Origin of the sequence: Photobacterium ganghwense (assembly GCF_003025595.1) — a bacterium.
GTDB classification, from domain to species: domain Bacteria; phylum Pseudomonadota; class Gammaproteobacteria; order Enterobacterales; family Vibrionaceae; genus Photobacterium; species Photobacterium ganghwense.
On sequence record NZ_PYMI01000004.1, the window covers coordinates 567,084 to 584,325 of the forward strand.

Here is a 17,242-nt window from a genome sequence, read left to right on the forward strand (position 1 = left end):
ACGCCCGCGTGATGGGGCTACGGCCCCATTGAAAGATAAGAGGACACCCTTATGACAAAACTCAAATTTCCCTCTGCCTACACCATTCTGATGATACTGACCGTCCTGATGGCGGTGCTGACCTGGGTCATTCCGGCCGGACAGTATCAGATGGAGAAAAACGAAACGCTCGGGCGCATGGTGCCGCAGGTTGGTACGTACCAGATCGTCGATGCGAATCCGCAAGGCATGGTCGAAGTACTGATGGCCCCGATTCAGGGTTTCTATGACCCGAGCAGCTATGCGGCACGGGCCGTCGACGTCGCCCTGTTTGTGCTGGTGATCGGCGGCTTTCTGGCGGTGGTTACCAAAACCGGCGCCATTGATGCCGGTATCTCAGGCACCATGAAACGACTGGCCGGGCGGGAAAAATGGATGATTCCGATTCTGATGGGGCTGTTTGCGCTCGGCGGCACCGTATATGGCATGGCAGAAGAAACCATTCCTTTTTATGCCCTTCTGATCCCGGTCATGATTGCAGCCGGGTACGACAGTATTGTTGGGGTCGCGATTATCATGGTGGGGGCCGGTATTGGCTGCCTGGGCTCAACAATCAACCCATTTGCGACGGTGATCGCCTCTAATGCCGCTGAAATCAATTTTATGGATGGCTTTGCCCTGCGTGCGCTTATCCTCGTGCTTGGCTGGCTGGTCTGTGTGATTTATGTCATGCGCTATGCCGAAAAAGTCAAACAAGATCCTGAACAGTCTATTGTCGCCCACCAGCGCGAAGACAACCTCAGTTACTTCCTGCACAGTAAGCAGCAACAAACACCAGAGCTGACGACAACCCGCAAAGCGATTCTGGCAATTTTCGGCCTGACGTTCGCCGTCATGATGTGGGGTGTCTCAGTTGCCGGTTGGTGGATGGCCGAACTGTCGGCGCTGTTTATCGGCGCGAGTATCGTAGTCGGCTTTGTCGGCCGGATGTCAGAAGTAGAAATCACGGACAATTTCGTCAACGGCGCAAGGGATCTGCTTGGTGTGGCATTGATCATCGCAATTGCCCGGGGGCTGGTGGTCGTCATGGATAACGGGAATATCACCCATACCATTTTGCACTATGCCGAAAGTCTGTTGGGCGGGCTGAATGATATTGCGTTCATCAATGCGATTTACTGGGTGGAAGCGGTGCTTTGTCTAGTGGTGCCATCATCCTCCGGTCTGGCGGTACTGTCGATGCCGGTACTGGCCCCACTGGCCGATTTTGTCGGGGTCGGGCGTGAACTGGTAGTAACGGCTTATCAGTCTGCCTCCGGATTACCGAATCTGGTGACGCCAACCTCCGGCGTCGTGATGGGCGGCCTGGCAATCGGGCGGGTGGCTTACTCTTCCTGGCTACGCTTTATTGGCCCACTGATTGGTATGCTGACCGCTATGGTGATGGTATTGCTCAGTATTGGGGTTGTTATTAGTTAGTCGCGACGAATAAATCGCTTGTAGTTAATAGCTAGTGGTTAATCGCTTTTGAAAAATCACGCTCGGTTAAAGCTCTTGATCAAACATGCGCAGTTAACAGCACGCGGTAACCTCAGTCCGGACGGTTTGATTCCAAGCTAAAACGTAACCGTTAATAAACAAAAAGCCTCCGTTATCTGAGTCGATAACGGAGGCTTTATCACAAATTGCTTTACCACAAAGTGCTTTACCAGCGCATTTTTTACGCTAAAGCATGCTGTAGTAAGCAAACCGGCTCCAGTAAGAAACGGGTTTACGCTGCTGTGCCGGGTTCTGCTTTTGTCGGGGTAGCCGTTTCAAAAGTAGCCGTGGTTAAGATGGTCTGGCTGGGTTTCGCTTTCTCAATCTTGATTGCGATAAACTTCGAAGTAGGTGTAAAGGTACGATCCCCGTAACTTTCCAGTGGTACCAGTGGATTCGTTTCCGGATAGTAGGCCGCCGCCTGCCCTGCCGGGATATCGTAAGCCACCAGCACAAAATCAGACACTCGACGCTCACGCCCGTCGTCCCACAGCGAAACCAAATCTACTTTTTCGCCCGGCTCAAAACCTAAGCGGCGAATATCCTCTTCATTGACAAACACCACCTCACGCAGACCAAACACGCCACGGTAACGGTCATCCAGCCCGTACAGTGTGGTGTTGTACTGATCATGCGAGCGCATGGTTTGCAGGATCAAATCCGGCTTGTCGCCTTTTTTCAGTACACCTTCGTTGACCAGCTGTGTTGGCAGTGCCGCTGCACTGAACTGCGCCTTACCGCTCGGCGTGTTCCAGATCCGGTTAGCCGCCGCGTTACCCAAGTGAAAACCGCCCGGATGCTTTAATTTTTCATTAAAGTTATCAAAACCGGGGATAGTCTCCGCGATCAAATCACGGATCCGGCTGTAATCGGCAATGGCCCAATCCCAGTCAATCGGATGGTTACCCAACGTCGCCTTGGCGATACCGGCTAAAATTGCCGTTTCAGAACGCAGCATCGGCGAACGCGGTTTTAGCTGACCATAAGAGATATGAACCATGCTGAAGGTATCTTCGACTGTCACGCCCTGCGGCCCTTCCGCCTGCATGTCGATTTCAGTCCGTCCCAGACAAGGCAAAATCAGCGCATCGCGCCCGGTCACCAGGTGAGAGCGGTTCAGCTTGGTTGCAATATGGACCGTCAGTTCACAACTGCGCAGCGCACGGTGCGTTCTTGTCGTATCCGGCGTGGCCTGTGCAAAGTTCCCGCCCAGTCCGATAAAGACCTTGGATCGTTGCTCTTCCATAGCCTGAATCGCCTGAACCGAATTGTGGCCATGCTCACGTGGCACGCTGAATTTGAAACGTTTTTCCAACGCATCCAGCAACGCTTTTGGCGGATGCTCATTAATGCCCATGGTACGGTCACCCTGCACATTACTGTGGCCTCGAACTGGCGACAAACCCGCGCCCGGTTTACCGACGTTACCGCGCAGCAGTTGCAAATTCACCACTTCCTGAATAGTCGGTACAGAGTGACGGTGCTGAGTCAGTCCCATCGCCCAGCACATCACCACTTTGTCCGCCCGGCGGTACATCCGAGCCAGTACCTCAATCTCTTCGATCGTTAAGCCTGATTGCTCAACAATGTGGCCCCAACTGGTTGCATCCACAGCGTTCAGGTATGCATCCAGCCCTGTGGTGTGCTTGTTAATAAAGGCGTGATCAAAAACCGCAGGTTCCCCGTTTTCCCGCGCTTCCCGATCCCAGTTAAGCAGGAATTTCGCCATACCACGGAAAACAGCCATGTCGCCGCCAAGCGCCGGACGGAAATACGCCGTATTGGTTGGCTCTGAGCCATTGCGCAGCATTTCAATCGGATGTTGTGGGTGCTGGAATCGCTCCAGGCCACGCTCTTTCAGCGGGTTCAGACAGATCACCTGAGCACCGCGTTTTACCGCTTCACGCAGCGGATCCAGCATTCGCGGATGGTTAGTACCCGGGTTCTGGCCAATCACGAAAATGGCATCGGCCTCTTCGAGGTCTTTAAACACCACCGTGCCTTTACCTACCCCAATAGTCTCCGACATGCCAAGGCCACTGGCTTCGTGGCACATATTTGAACAATCAGGGAAGTTATTGGTGCCGAACGCACGGACGAATAGCTGATAAATAAAGGCGGCTTCATTGCTGGCTCGACCCGATGTATAGAACTCGGCTTGATCCGGAGAGTCAAGATTATTCAAGTGCTGAGCGATCAGTGCATAAGCCTCTTCCCATGACGTTTCTACATAGCGATCAGTTTCTGCGTTGTAGCGCATTGGGTGAGTAAGCCGTCCTTGATATTCCAGCCAGTAGTCGGTCTGGTTGGCAAGCTCGGACACACTGTATTTCGCAAAAAAGTCCGGGTCCACCAGACGGCCGGTGGCCTCCCAGTTCACCGCCTTGGCACCGTTTTCACAGAAGTTAACCATGCCATTTTCAGGCGATTCACCCCAGGCACAGCCCGGACAATCAAACCCGCCATTCTGGTTCGTTTTTAACATGGTTCTGAGGTTACGGAATGCGTTCTCACTGCCCAGCCAGCTTTTCGTGACACTTTTCAGGGCTCCCCAGCCACCAGCCGGTGCGTTATAATCCCTGATATGTTCTTTTTGACTCATGAAGTTGCTCCTCAGTGGGGAAGAACAATGAACGAGACAGCAAGTATTCTGAACCTGGTACAGACACCGGGCGTTTGAATAAAAACGGGTTATCAGAAAACGGGTTTTTCTCAAACGAGCTGTGAATCGCTCATTGATAGTTCGGTACAAGCAATTGCGACAAAAATGCAGACATGCAATTACATTGATCTGCATCAAAGATTATTGAGTTTGTGAATAACCGTCCAATTGAAAACATTTACCCCATCATAGATATCATCTATCACGGCGTTTTAGTCCCTTTAAAATCCATACCCACACCGATTAATAACCTTATTATTTTCAATCATATATCTAAGACAGCCCCTTGGGCGGGCTAACGACTTACCCCATCTTCGCTCCCGCTTTGAACAGGTCTCAAAATGGCGTCAGGCGCGTTTCCCCTTTTCATCATCGATATAACTTATCACTTATCTAAAATTATTGATGCCTTACTAGAACAAGCGACTGATGGCCGCGGAGAAATCCCGCAAAACAGCCTGTCAGACCTGTAAATCAACGGACTTAAACATTAATAGATGATATCTATCACACCATAAAAACAACTGATTTGACCGAGGGTATAGCCATCCCTATTCTTGATTTAGATCAAAAACACAACGAGTTTTTCACCGACTCTACAAACGACGTGTAAGAAAGTATTTCAGCGCGGTCAAGAAAACATCGACCAGCTGCAAAACTGCAAAACTGCAAAACTGCAAAACTGCAAAACTGCAAAACTGCAAAACTGCAAAAAAGCATACTCGATAATCCTACTTGGTACTTTCTTTCTGTGTGCACAGTGATAAACAGAATTTATCCAGAACACTTTTTATTTAGATTATTTAGACACGACCTAAAAGAATAAATAACTGCCTGAAGCAAGAGTACAGCCGAGAACGAAACAGATATGATTGTTCATTCCAAACCCAACTTATTCAATATCCTGTTCTCTCTGAAAGGCTCGATTGCGAAACGTATTGCCCTGCGCAGTTTTATGGTGACGGTATTAGCCGCATTGATTGTGCTGGTTGAAGGCTTGCTACCGGCATTTTTTACCCATGTGAACGCAACACCGTTCACCTTATTGGGTATCTCACTCTCTATTTTTATGAGTTTTCGCAACAATGCCTGTTACGGGCGCTGGTGGGAAGGACGTCAGGCGTGGGGTCATGTGATCACCGAAGTTCGCTCCTTTTCGCGGGCCAGCGCCGTGATTCCAGACAAGGCATTACGTGAAACATTACTCAAAGAGCTGTGCGGCTACACCCATGCACTCAGCGCCAAGCTTCGCGGGGATGATGAATTTGAAGCAGCACGAAACTGGCTGTCGCAACCCCGGCAACGATACGGCCACAACCTGTGTGACGGCATTTTACGGGTGATCAGCGAGCGCTGTTCAAAACTGGCCACGGATCAGATTATCAGTGACTGGCGCTATGTCACGCTTGAAGAGCGACTGCAGAAGTTATCGGAAGCCCAGGCAAGCTGTGAACGAATCAAAACAACCCCGTTGCCGTTTCCGTATACGCTGTTGTTTCATCGCACCAACTATATCTTTTGTATCTTGCTGCCGTTTGCCATGGCAGAGCCACTTGGCTGGATAGCCCCGATTTTTACCACCATCGTCAGCTATACCTTTTTTGGTCTGGACGCTATCGGGGATGAGCTTGAAGATCCGTTCGGCCGTGAAGAAAACGATCTGCCGCTGGATGCCATGGTGCGCACGATAGAACGCGATATTCTTGATGCCCTGGGTGCCACAGAGCTGCCACCTTCGCTTCAACCGGTGGACTATGTACTCAGCTGAACCTGAACCTGAACCTGAACCTGAACCTGAACACAGGTGTCATATGTACATGTACAGAAATAATAAAACGAATAAAGATCCGAAGTGATTTAAGTCAGCTCTCACAAGATTGAAGAAATAAAGCGCCTGAGCCTAAGCACAACAAGACGCTGAAAATAGGAAGTTTCATGGATATTAAACAGCTTAAGTATCTCATCGCGCTCGATAAGACCCGACACTTCGGGCAAGCCGCCGCATTGTGCCATATTACGCAGCCGACCCTGTCGATGCGCATCAGAAATCTGGAAGATGAGCTCAACCTGGTTCTGGTCGAACGCGGTCAGCGTTTTGAAGGTTTTACCGAGGCCGGTGAAAGAATCCTGGCCTGGGCTCGTACCGTACTGACAGCACATGACGGCCTTCAGGCAGAAGCGGCTAACTGCCGCGGTCAGTTGGTCGGTAGCCTTCGCCTGGGTATGGTTCCGCTGGCAAGCCAGAATCCGATGCAACTCCTGAAACCGCTGTCCCAACGCTATCCCGAGTTGCGTTTTCAACTGTTATCGATGACTTCAGAACAAGTGATAGATGGACTGAATCGCAACCAGCTGGACTTAGGGCTTTGCTATCTGGATCAGGTCGATACCACGCACTTTGACGTCATCAAACTCTCAGCCACCAGCATGGGGTTGCTGCATGACGTCCGACATTTTGCGTTTCCTGAGTCCGAGCTCACCTGGGACGGTCTTGACCAAATCCCTCTCGGCTTGCTGACCAAAGGGATGCATTACCGCCATTCCATTGATATCCGGTTCAGCAGTAAAGGGCTAACCCCCAATATCGTTGTCGAGGGTGATTCTACATTCCAGCTTATTCAAGCCGTTAGCGCGGGTATGTGCTGCGCCATTATGCCGCTGAACAGCGGGCTGGAGGATCTGAATGATTACCTGCGAATCGTGCCCATTGACGGTGCCATTGTGCAATCGCCCATCGGCTTGCTGATGCGGCGTTCTGAGCCTCGCTCAGCGTTGGCCGAAAAATGCTTTGCAGAAGCACAGGCCATTTTTGCCGCTGACAGCACGCTGTAACACTCAGGCGTTTCCCGTTACGACCAGGACTTAAGGAAAACATCATCATGACTGATTCTGCGATAAACCTCATCGATATTCCGGACGTCAATTCTGCCCCGCCCTCGCCAGATACGTTCAGCTATCAAACGCTGGGGGATGAAAGCAGCGTTGGCCATTTTGCGCTGGCGAGTGAATCAGCACTGTCTATCAGCTACAACGGTATCAATCAGGCCGTCATGATGGTGACGCCGGGAAATATCGAAGATTTTGTCAAAGGCTTCAGTTTAAGCACCGGTATCGTTAATTCTTTCAGTGAGATTTACGATATTCAGTTATCGGCCGCCTGCGAGTCACACCACGCCGCCGTTGAGATTTCCAATCGAGCCTTCTGGGCACTTAAGAGCCACCGTCGTCAGTTAGCCGGTACCAGCGGGTGTGGTATTTGCGGCGTAGAAGCGTTGGAGCAAGCCCTGCCGGATCTTGAACCCTTGCAGCCGGTCACTCCGCCGGATGCAACGTTGTTTGCCGGTTTGCGGGATCGTATCAGCGAAGCCCAAATTGTTGCGCGTAAAAGTGGCGCTTTGCATGCGGCCCTGTATGCCGATCGGAGCGGTGATATTGTGCTGTGCCGGGAAGATATCGGCCGTCACAATGCACTGGATAAACTCATTGGCGCCATGGCAACGGAGCGGATTAATCCCCGTGAAGGGTTTGCTGTGATGACCAGCCGGTGCAGCCTGGAGCTGATCCACAAGGCCGTTCGCGCCCGTATCGGGACGCTGGTCACCCTCTCAGCCCCTACGGCGCTGACCGTACAATGGGCACGCAGGAACCACCTGAACCTGATCCACCTGCCGCAACATACTGCGCCCCGGCTCTACAGTCCGGCGCCCGAAATGCTCAATCGAAATGTGGTGTCATTCAGGTAAGCGAGAGGGTTATTCAGGGTAGATGACTCAGCCAATACTGCGGCCAGAGTTATGCGTTTAATGCCGTGATTCTCTCTCAGGTACGCACATGAATGTTTCTTTTGAAAGTGCCAACGGTGACATAAAACAAAGATTAAATAAAACACTGGCTTTTTAATATTTTGAAAAAAGGCAGATATAAAAAAGGCGACAACTGCCGTTGCCGCCCGATGATCGTAAACCTTAAACTTTTAAAGCCTGACGTCAGTATTAGGCGTTTTTAGTCAGGGGTTGAGGCTCAGTGTTTAAGTGAACATCCATTTGTGGATATGGAATCTCGATACCGTTCGCTTCCAGTGCTTCCTTAACCGCCATATTCAAATCCCAGGTAACCGGCCAATAATCAGAGCGCTGTACCCAAGGACGTACCACCAGGTTCACTGACGAATTTGCCAACTCTGTTACCCCGATCACCACCTCAGGATCTTTCAAAACACGAGGATCGCTTTCCACTGTTTCTTTCAGAATCTGTTTCACCTTCTGCAGATCCGCTTTGTACGATACACGGAACACGAAGTTGATGCGGCGGGTGTCGTATTTAGACACATTGGTAATCGGCCCGCGCATGATAGAAGTGTTTGGCACCACTACCATTTTGTTGTCCGATGTTTTCAGTACTGTCTGAAACAGCTGAATCGATTGAACCGAGCCAGCAACACCACCCGCTTCAATGAAATCTCCGGATTTAAAAGGACGGAAAACAACAATAAGTACACCGGAAGCAAAATTAGACAGCGATCCTTTCAGTGCCAGACCAACCGCCAGGCCTGCGGCCGAAATAACAGCAATAATGGAGGCAGTCTGAATACCGACTCGGCTTAGTACCGCGACCAGCACCATGCTAAACAAAGCGTAACGAATAATGCTGCAAATAAAGGCGCTGACGGCATCATCAATTTTGTTTTTTTGCAAAATTTTAGCAACGTTATTCGAAATTACTTTCGTTACCATGTTGCCCAAAAACAAAATGATGATGGCAGAAACAATATTCACACCATATTGAATAAAAAAACCAGAATGCCCAATCAACCAGTCATTAACCTGATTAATATTGTCAGCAAGCGGAATATTTTTTGACTCGACAGTCATCCTATCTCTCCCGAATAAACCGGATAGTTGTTAATATTATGTTTATCTTTCACTGCGGTAATTACATTACAAATACATGTGTCAGATTTTTCGCACGATATAGTAGTTTTGATTAATGTCAAAGAGGTTAAATGTAACTTGCGATGAAAAATTGACACTCACCTGACAGAAGAGCCATCCGGATGGATACAGGCCGGCGTCCCCTGTTCCCGCAGTCTATCAGCTTGCATTTTTCCGCTGGCATATACCCGGATTTTTAACGTGTCTACTGACAAATCACTGGGGTGACACGGAGTATTTCAAGATTGTTAAAAACAAGCAAGAACCGCCTCAATTCATATATAAACATTGCTATATGATTTATTGGGTAAATATCTCAACTTTGAACATTATTTAATTTCACTTATTACATTCCATGCTCTCTATAAATAATGTCAGGGGTTGTGTCTGATATATACGCGTAGTAGTCTTTTCCCTAACATAAAATCAAACCTAAACGATTACTCTTATAATCTGGAGACAATTATGTTGCAGTCAATCGAAGACTGGTTCAGTCAATATAATATTCAAATGTCGCAGCTTACCCAACTTGCCGAAGCGTTGGGGTTGATTGTACTTATCGCGGTGATCATTCACCTTGTTCTGCACCGTGGTGTAGTGTCATGGCTTAAGCGACGCGCTGACAAATCACAGGCCATCTGGCACCACGCGTTATTTAGCGGCAACCTGTTCAGTCGTATTGCTTTGCTGATTCAGGGGATCGTGATTGGGATTCAGGCCAACCTGTGGTTGTCCCAAGACAGCGCCGTACGGGAAGTTCTCCTGACGTTAGTTAACCTCTGGGTGGTCATGTACACCTTGCTGACGTTGTATTCTTTGCTCAGTGTGCTGGAAACCCTGCTTGGGCGTACTCAGGTAGGCCGCAATCTGCCGTTGCGAGGCATTATTCAGAGCATCAAGATTGTCCTATTCGTTATTGCGGCCCTAATGTTCACCTCGATTTTAATCGGGAAATCACCGGTGATTCTGCTCAGTGGTTTAGGTGCAATGACCGCTGTCATCATGCTGGTGTTCAAAGATCCTATTCTGGGGCTGGTTGCCGGTATTCAGCTATCAGCCAATAAAATGCTGAGTGTTGGGGACTGGCTGGAAATGCCGAAATACGGTGCTGACGGTGACGTGATTGATATCAGCCTGACGACAGTGAAAGTCCAGAACTGGGATAAAACCATCACCACCATCCCTTCTTATGCGCTGATTTCAGATTCCTTCAAAAACTGGAAGGGCATGACCGAGTCCGGCGGACGACGCATTAAACGCCATGTACTGATTGATGCCACCAGCGTGCATTTCCTGAGCAAAGAGGAAATAAACCATTTAAACCGGGCACAGTTACTGGAACCTTATATCAAACACAAGGTGAAAGAGATCACTGACTACAATGCTCAACACCATGTGGACGAGAGCTGTTGTATCAATGGCCGCCGTCTGACGAACCTCGGCAGTTTCCGAGCTTATCTGGAACGTTACCTGCGCGCTCACCCTGAAATTCGCAAAGACATGACGTTAATGGTTCGCCAGCTTGCTCCTAGCCATGACGGTATCTCCATGGAGATTTACTGCTTCACTAACACTACGGCCTGGGTAGAATACGAACGCATTCAGGCCGATATTTTTGACCATTTATATGCGGTTATGTCGGAGTTTGATTTACGTGTGGCGCAAGCCCCTACCGGCAGCGATTTCCGCCACTGGCACCAGGAGAAAGCCCAGACCAGCACACTGGCCAAAGTCAGTAATGGCTAAAAATTTCATCACGGTCATCTACCGACTCAAAGATTAATATCTAAGCGGCTCACACATCCCTCTGCTCACCCCGAACAGAGGGATGTTTTTTTAAGCACTCAATGTTTGAATAACAGAGAAAAATTAAATCCAATGGATTATCCCAATAGAACCATAAAGCAAAGATATCGCAGAGTTATAACAGAGAGCATTTAGTTAAGTGAGTAAAGCATTGGCGTTTAAAATACTCTCTTTTTAATCATTAAATTTATTACGCTTTAAATTTAGTACGCTTTGAAACGCAACTGAATAGCCCCCTGATAACACGCAGTACGGCATTGCCCGCAACCATCACAAAGCGAGTCATCAACCCGAGGGATCTGGCCATAAGATATGCTAATCGCCTGCTGCGGACACTGCTCAGCACAGGCATGGCATGCACCAGACATGCGATTTGCGCACCCATCAGAAAAGTACGGTCTTACTCCGATATCCCGACAGGCAGAAGATAACGCGGGGGTCGGACACACTCGTTGGCAGGCACCACACTGACTACAGTCATTATATTCCAGGTTAAGCTGAGGAAATTCCTTCTCCTTCTCAATCACGCCATTAGGGCACGCTTGTTTGCACAGGTCACAAGACTCACAAAACTCAAGGAACAACACTTCATCGACCGCCCCGGGAGGGCGAGGTACCGTCCTGATCACCAGCGGCACCTCAATATGCTTTGATGCTTTGCGCGCACCGGCGATCAGCCCCCGAAACAAACCACGCCGGCTGACGGTGTAATGCTCAAGACACGCCTTGTAATACCGCTCGTCCCTGCCGGGATCAGGATGATTGCTCATCAGAAATACACCTTCAGGTTCTCCGCAGTAATACCCCGTTCTTCCTGAACCAGCTGTAACCACTGCCGGGCAATATCCGCTAACAAGCAATAAGTCTGAGTCCGGGCATGTTCCTGCACCAGCGTCAGATACCGGTAAGCCCAAGGTAACAGGTGGGTTTGCAGCAACCTATCCACCGACAGGCCATCCTGCTCATCAGCCAGCTTTGCCAGTGCCATCAGCATGAGTCCGAACTGGTCTTCCGGCTCTCGCATACCCGTATCCAACGCCAGTTGGTTATCTTTTAAAAAGTGGCGGAATCGGATGGTCGATTCCCCGAAAATTACCTGCTCTCGGTCCAGATACACAGAGCCCCATGGCGGTGCTGGCATCACGTCACAGCCTTCAAACAGCTGCTGAAAATCGTCGGCCAGTTGCGCTGCCGATTCCTGTTCAATAGCCACCAAGACGGGGGCAAAAGGACTCTCCTGCCATCCTTCACTCTGCCGTAACGTATGGCACATCAACTGATTATTTTTGTGTGTAACCGGATAATAAAACAGGCTGCCAAGCAGTTTTGCAATGGTGGCAATATGCTCCATAAATACAGGCTCTCCATCCCCAGGTTTGTGTCGCTGTGATTGTCACCCGGCCTTATCAGGCAGTGTAATCAAGCAAGTTATCAGCTAATAACTTAGCCTAAGAGACCCGACAGTAACTTGTTTTAGAACAAAGTTAGCCTTTTCACGCGACGACTTTCCTTTTCCCGATAACCTTCTTAAACAAGGAAGCAAACACGAACGGTTATCACTTATAACACATTGATGTAGAGGCACTATTTTTCTTCTATCAGTGATCGGTTTCACATTACTTATTGATACCTGCCCGGTATACGTACTTTCTGTATGGTTTATTGACAAACAACAAGGTTAAACGTTTTCCCTTAACGACAATCGATAACAGGAACTACCACCAAAGTGGTGTGTGTGCGTTGCAAAGAGTGTCGTGTCATGAAATCAAAACTAAAACAGCTATTGGCACCTAAGTTCACCCGGCGGGACTTCGTCAAATCAAGTTCAGCGCTGGGGAGCCTGGCCGCCGTAGCCGGCAGTATGAGCCTGCCATTCAAGTCCAACCCTGCCCTGGCCGCATCTGAGCCTGCCTCTCCTCAATCTGAAGAAAAAGTCGTTTGGAGTGCCTGTACGGTTAACTGTGGCAGCCGTTGCCCGCTACGTATGCATGTTGCGGACGGCGAAATCAAATGGGTCGAAACCGACAATACCGGGGATGATACCTACGGTAGCCACCAGATTCGGGCCTGCTTGCGAGGCCGGTCAATGCGCCGCCGTGTCTATAATCCTGACCGCCTTAAATACCCGATGAAACGGGTTGGCAAACGCGGAGAAGGAAAATTCAAGCGGATCACTTGGGAAGAAGCGTACGACGACATCGCGAACAGTCTGAACCGAATCCGCAAAGAATACGGCAGCGAAGCCATCTACCTGAACTACGGCACCGGCACGCTGGGCGGGACTGTGACCAAATCCTGGCCGCCGGGCGGCACCCTGATTGCCCGGCTAATGAACCTGACCGGTGGGTACCTTAACCACTATGGCGATTATTCCACGGCGCAAATTGCGGCTGGTCTGAACTACACCTACGGTGGTTGGGCAAACAACAACAGTTTTTCTGATTTAGAAAACACCAAACTGATTGTGCAGTTTGGTAACAATCCGGCTGAAACCCGCATGTCAGGTGGCGGGCTTATCCACCACCTGATGGAAAGCAAAGCGCGATCCAACGCCAGAATGATCATGATCGATCCGCGTTACACCGACACGGCTGGTGGCCGGGAAGATCAATGGATCCCAATTCGTCCCGGTACCGATGCCGCGCTGGTTGCAGCCATCGCACACGTGCTGATCACCGAAAATATGGTCGATCAGCCGTTTCTGGACACATACTGTGTCGGCTACGATGCGAAAACCCTGCCAGCTTCCGCCCCTGCCAATTCAGACTATAAATCGTACATTCTGGGTCAAGGTGAAGACGGCATTGAGAAAACGCCGCAATGGGCCTCGCCGATTACCGGTATTCCGGTCGACATCATTGTCAAACTGGCCCGCGAAATCGGTCAGGCTAAGCCATGTGCCATTTTCCAGGGCTGGGGACTGCAGCGTACCGCCAATGGCGAGCTGGCATCCCGCGCGATTGCCATGCTGGCACTGCTGACTGGTAACGTAGGCATCAATGGTGGCGGCACCGGTGCCCGAGAATCGGACTACAACATCCCGTTTGTCCGCTTCCCGATCCCGGAAAATCCGGTCAAAACGGCCATTTCTATGTTCCTGTGGACTGACGCCATCATTCGTGGCCCGGAAATGACGGCCACCCGAGATGGGGTTCGTGGTAAAGACAAACTCGATGTGCCAATCAAGTTTATCTGGAACTACGCCGGGAACTGCCTCGTTAACCAGCATTCAGACATCAACCGCACTCACGAAATCCTTCAGGACGACAAAGCCTGTGAAATGATTGTTGTGATCGATAACCACATGACGTCGTCCGCTAAGTACGCCGACATTGTGCTGCCGGATTTAACCACCTCCGAGCAGGCGGACTTCTGTATGGATGGAAAAGCCGCCAATATGCCTTACTTCATTTATGCCGATAAAGCCATTGAGCCGCAATTTGAATCCAAAGGAATTTACGAGATTTGTACCGAGCTGGCCAAGCGGCTTGGCGTAGAGCAGGCCTTTACTGAAGGGCGTGATCAGGAAGGTTGGCTACGTCATCTGTACCAGTTGACACGCGAAAAAGATCCGTCGCTACCTGACTTTGAGACTGTCCGTAAACAGGGCATCGTCAAACGTCGCGATCCGAACGGCCATTACGTCGCGTATAAAGCGTTCCGTGAAGACCCGCTGAATAACCCACTGAGCACACCGTCCGGGAAAATCGAAATCTATTCTGAGCGGCTGGCTGAAATTGCCAAAGAGTGGGAGTTACCGGAAGGTGATGTAATTCACCCGTTGCCGATTTATGCGTCAACCGCTGAAGGCTGGGATGATCCAGCGCGCAGCCAATTCCCGCTGCAGCTGACCGGTTTCCACTACAAATCACGCTGTCACTCAACCTACGGTAACGTCGACATCCTGAAAGAAGCCGCCCGGCAAGAGATGTGGATTAACCCGATGGATGCCGACTCCCGCGGGATCAAAAACGGCGATCTGATCCGTATTTTTAACGATCGCGGCGAAGTGCATATCAATGCCAAAGTTACCCCTCGGATGATGCCTGGCGTTGTCGCCCTGGGTGAAGGGGCATGGTATGCGCCGGATGGTAAGAAAGTGGATCACGGTGGTTGCATCAACGTTCTGACAACTCAGCGTCCTAGCCCGCTGGCAAAAGGCAATCCACAGCACACCAACCTGGTGGAAGTGCAACTGGTGCAGAAAGCATAAGGTTTAAGCCATGAAACAATACGGTTTTTATATTGATTCAAGTAAATGTACCGGCTGCAAAACCTGTCAGCTGTCGTGCAAAGACAACAAAGATCTCAATGTCGGCGTTAACTACCGCCGTGTTTATGAATACAACGGCGGCAACTGGGTCAAAGAGGGAGACACTTTCCGCCAGGATGTGTTCTCGTACTATTTATCAATTGCCTGTAACCACTGTGATGAGCCAGCCTGCACCAAGGTGTGTCCGTCCGGTGCCATGCACAAGCGGGAAGACGGCTTCGTGATCGTCGATGAAGATGTCTGCATCGGCTGTAAATACTGTTCAATGGCCTGCCCTTATGGTGCGCCACAGTATAACGAAGAAAAAGGCCACATGACCAAGTGTGACGGCTGCTACGAACGCGTGGCTGAAGGGTTGGAGCCGATTTGTGTCGGTTCATGCCCACTGCGAGCCCTGGAGTTTGGCCCTATCGCCGAACTGCGAGCCAAATATGGTTCCAATGCTGACGTGGCACCATTGCCGTCGTCACTGAAAACCAAACCGAATATTGTCATCAAACCGAACCGCCATGCGCGCCCGACCGGCGATCAAAGCGGCTTCCTGGTCAATCCGAAGGAGGTATAACATGGCTTGGCATGAATGGCCGTTGATTCTGTTCACGGTACTGGCACAAACCGCTGTTGGCGCATTTTTGCTGCTGGGGGCGGTGATTCTGGGCAACAAGCTCTGCGTCGGGGTTACTGACCGCCTGCACAAAGGCATGTTCTTTATTTGGGTATTAATGGGGCTGGGATTTATGGCCTCCACCATGCACCTTGGCAGTCCATTGCGTGCTTTTAATGCCCTGAATCAGGTCGGCAGTTCCTGGTTGTCGAATGAGATTTTCACCGGCAGCCTGTTCTTTGCCCTGGGGGGTGGCTACTGGCTGTTGGAAATCCTCGATAAGGGGGCACAAAGCCTGCGTAAAGTTCTGCTTCTCGCAGCAATGACCGTTGGTATCGCCTTCATGTATTCCATGATTAAGGTGTACCTGATTGATACCGTGCCTACCTGGAACACAGTGTACACCCCACTGGCTTTTGTGCTGACCACCATCATCTCGGGGCTGATTTTTGGTCACCTGATTCTGGCAGGCGCGCAGCACAAATTAGCAAGGCTGGATAACGCGCTTCCGCTGTTTGGGGCAATTGCCGTGGCAGTCAGTCTGGTGGCAATAATCAGTCAGATGCTGAGTCTGGGTGAAATTCACAGTGCCGTCGTCAGCGCTTCCGAGCTGATCCCGAATCTGGCTCAGTTACAGATCCTGCGGGTCGGCTTACTGATTGGAGCCCTCGCAGTGTGGTTTATTCCCCGCCTGATGAATAGCCGTCCGGGAGTTGCGATCATCGCGCTCAGCTTTATCTTGGTGCTGTGTTCAGAACTGATTGGCCGCGGGGTCTTTTATGGTCTGCATATGACGGTTGGCGTGTAAGATAAGTCGTCTGAGAGGAGTAAATTTTCCAGAAAAACGATTTATAAGCTGACAATAAAACCAAATGTTAAAAGCGGGATGACATTGCATTAAACGTCATCCCGCTTTTTTTTTCGTTTTAGGTATAAAAACAGAGTCACTTCTCTTGATGATAGATAACTCAGGAAATAGACATATGTGCAGGCCATCTCTATAATGCCGCCCTTTGCACGCTTTATGAATCACAACTCTATGAAAAAATTACTAATTGCTTTTATCACTTTATTCACGCTAAGTGGTTGCGCAGCAATGTTTAATGGCACAAGCCAGCAAGTTTCAATTCGCAGTAAAAATCCTGATGCCCGCATTTATGTTAATGAGGCCTATTTGGGTGATGGAAACGTCATCACTTCTTTTAAGAAGAAATACGATTACACGATCCGTGTCGAAGAAGACAACTGCACCTCTGTGACCATTCCCGTCTCTAAGTCATTCGATGCTACCACCCTATTAGGGGTATTTATTGATTTTGGTGTCGTTTCAATCTTGGTTGTTGATGGTATTGGAACCGGGGCTTGGACACAGTTTGATCAGACAAGTTACATTGTTAACGCTCAGTGTAAGAAGTGATTGATGACAGGCCCTTATAAATAGGGCCTGT

General features: G+C 49.9%; 13 protein-coding genes. 9 read left to right on the plus strand and 4 right to left on the minus strand.

The features are described 5' to 3' along the window. Positions 1 to 51: 51 nt before the first annotated feature. Complete coding sequence (locus C9I92_RS16910; RefSeq protein WP_047886148.1) at positions 52 to 1,458, plus strand: YfcC family protein; 1,407 nt, start codon at positions 52 to 54, stop codon at positions 1,456 to 1,458. 292 nt (positions 1,459 to 1,750) lie between these two features. On the opposite strand, the gene C9I92_RS16915 is transcribed toward C9I92_RS16910, so the two are convergent. Then, complete coding sequence (locus C9I92_RS16915; RefSeq protein ID WP_047886149.1) at positions 1,751 to 4,120, minus strand: FdhF/YdeP family oxidoreductase; 2,370 nt, start codon at positions 4,118 to 4,120, stop codon at positions 1,751 to 1,753. A gap of 928 nt (positions 4,121 to 5,048) precedes the next feature. On the opposite strand from C9I92_RS16915, the gene C9I92_RS16920 reads away from it, so the two are divergent. The 3 genes from C9I92_RS16920 to fdhD all read left to right on the plus strand — a co-directional run bounded on the left by C9I92_RS16920 (position 5,049) and on the right by fdhD (position 7,923). Continuing rightward, on the plus strand, positions 5,049 to 5,948 hold the full coding sequence (locus C9I92_RS16920) for a bestrophin family protein (RefSeq protein WP_047886150.1): 900 nt from the start codon (positions 5,049 to 5,051) through the stop codon (positions 5,946 to 5,948). Between the two features lie 167 nt (positions 5,949 to 6,115). After that, positions 6,116 to 7,012, plus strand: a complete 897-nt coding sequence (locus C9I92_RS16925) for a LysR family transcriptional regulator (RefSeq protein ID WP_047886151.1) — start codon at positions 6,116 to 6,118, stop codon at positions 7,010 to 7,012. Positions 7,013 to 7,059: 47 nt separating this feature from the next. Continuing rightward, positions 7,060 to 7,923, plus strand: a complete 864-nt coding sequence (fdhD, locus tag C9I92_RS16930; protein ID WP_047886152.1) for a formate dehydrogenase accessory sulfurtransferase FdhD — start codon at positions 7,060 to 7,062, stop codon at positions 7,921 to 7,923. 249 nt (positions 7,924 to 8,172) lie between these two features. Here the strand turns inward: fdhD and C9I92_RS16935 are convergent, their stop codons facing one another. After that, a complete protein-coding gene (locus C9I92_RS16935) occupies positions 8,173 to 9,051 on the minus strand; it encodes a mechanosensitive ion channel domain-containing protein (RefSeq protein WP_047886153.1) in 879 nt (292 codons plus the stop codon). A gap of 525 nt (positions 9,052 to 9,576) precedes the next feature. On the opposite strand from C9I92_RS16935, the gene C9I92_RS16940 reads away from it, so the two are divergent. Further along, positions 9,577 to 10,857, plus strand: coding sequence for a mechanosensitive ion channel family protein (locus C9I92_RS16940; RefSeq protein WP_047886154.1), 1,281 nt, complete (start codon positions 9,577 to 9,579; stop codon positions 10,855 to 10,857). 263 nt (positions 10,858 to 11,120) lie between these two features. Here C9I92_RS16940 and C9I92_RS16945 read toward each other — a convergent pair whose 3' ends face one another. Next, the gene (locus tag C9I92_RS16945) at positions 11,121 to 11,687 is read right to left on the minus strand and encodes a 4Fe-4S binding protein (protein ID WP_047886155.1); all 567 of its coding nucleotides are present in this window, start codon (positions 11,685 to 11,687) and stop codon (positions 11,121 to 11,123) included. Further along, entirely contained in the window at positions 11,687 to 12,268 is a 582-nt protein-coding gene (gene dmsD, locus C9I92_RS16950) for a Tat proofreading chaperone DmsD (RefSeq protein ID WP_047886156.1), read from the minus strand. Before dmsD ends, C9I92_RS16945 begins: the two co-directional genes overlap by 1 nt. Positions 12,269 to 12,676: 408 nt before the next feature. Between dmsD and C9I92_RS16955 the strand changes: the two genes are divergently transcribed. From C9I92_RS16955 to C9I92_RS16970, 4 genes are all read left to right on the plus strand, one after another. Next, positions 12,677 to 15,130: a DmsA/YnfE/YnfF family dimethyl sulfoxide reductase gene (locus C9I92_RS16955; protein WP_047886157.1), complete on the plus strand. Its 2,454-nt coding sequence runs from the start codon at positions 12,677 to 12,679 to the stop codon at positions 15,128 to 15,130. Between the two features lie 10 nt (positions 15,131 to 15,140). Beyond that, complete coding sequence (locus tag C9I92_RS16960) at positions 15,141 to 15,755, plus strand: DMSO/selenate family reductase complex B subunit (RefSeq protein ID WP_047886158.1); 615 nt, start codon at positions 15,141 to 15,143, stop codon at positions 15,753 to 15,755. A 1-nt stretch (position 15,756) separates the two neighbouring features. After that, on the plus strand, positions 15,757 to 16,602 hold the full coding sequence (locus tag C9I92_RS16965) for a DmsC/YnfH family molybdoenzyme membrane anchor subunit (protein WP_047886159.1): 846 nt from the start codon (positions 15,757 to 15,759) through the stop codon (positions 16,600 to 16,602). Between the two features lie 231 nt (positions 16,603 to 16,833). Beyond that, positions 16,834 to 17,211 (plus strand): PEGA domain-containing protein, encoded by a 378-nt coding sequence (locus C9I92_RS16970; RefSeq protein WP_047886391.1) that lies wholly within the window; start codon positions 16,834 to 16,836, stop codon positions 17,209 to 17,211. Positions 17,212 to 17,242: the final 31 nt, after the last annotated feature.

Coding starts and splice junctions, on each gene's coding strand:
- C9I92_RS16910 (WP_047886148.1), top strand. CDS start 52: ATGACAAAACTCAAATTTCCCTCTGCCTACACCATTCTGATGATACTG.
- C9I92_RS16915 (WP_047886149.1), bottom strand. CDS start 4,120: ATGAGTCAAAAAGAACATATCAGGGATTATAACGCACCGGCTGGTGGC.
- C9I92_RS16920 (WP_047886150.1), top strand. CDS start 5,049: ATGATTGTTCATTCCAAACCCAACTTATTCAATATCCTGTTCTCTCTG.
- C9I92_RS16925 (WP_047886151.1), top strand. CDS start 6,116: ATGGATATTAAACAGCTTAAGTATCTCATCGCGCTCGATAAGACCCGA.
- fdhD (WP_047886152.1), top strand. CDS start 7,060: ATGACTGATTCTGCGATAAACCTCATCGATATTCCGGACGTCAATTCT.
- C9I92_RS16935 (WP_047886153.1), bottom strand. CDS start 9,051: ATGACTGTCGAGTCAAAAAATATTCCGCTTGCTGACAATATTAATCAG.
- C9I92_RS16940 (WP_047886154.1), top strand. CDS start 9,577: ATGTTGCAGTCAATCGAAGACTGGTTCAGTCAATATAATATTCAAATG.
- C9I92_RS16945 (WP_047886155.1), bottom strand. CDS start 11,687: ATGAGCAATCATCCTGATCCCGGCAGGGACGAGCGGTATTACAAGGCG.
- dmsD (WP_047886156.1), bottom strand. CDS start 12,268: ATGGAGCATATTGCCACCATTGCAAAACTGCTTGGCAGCCTGTTTTAT.
- C9I92_RS16955 (WP_047886157.1), top strand. CDS start 12,677: ATGAAATCAAAACTAAAACAGCTATTGGCACCTAAGTTCACCCGGCGG.
- C9I92_RS16960 (WP_047886158.1), top strand. CDS start 15,141: ATGAAACAATACGGTTTTTATATTGATTCAAGTAAATGTACCGGCTGC.
- C9I92_RS16965 (WP_047886159.1), top strand. CDS start 15,757: ATGGCTTGGCATGAATGGCCGTTGATTCTGTTCACGGTACTGGCACAA.
- C9I92_RS16970 (WP_047886391.1), top strand. CDS start 16,834: ATGAAAAAATTACTAATTGCTTTTATCACTTTATTCACGCTAAGTGGT.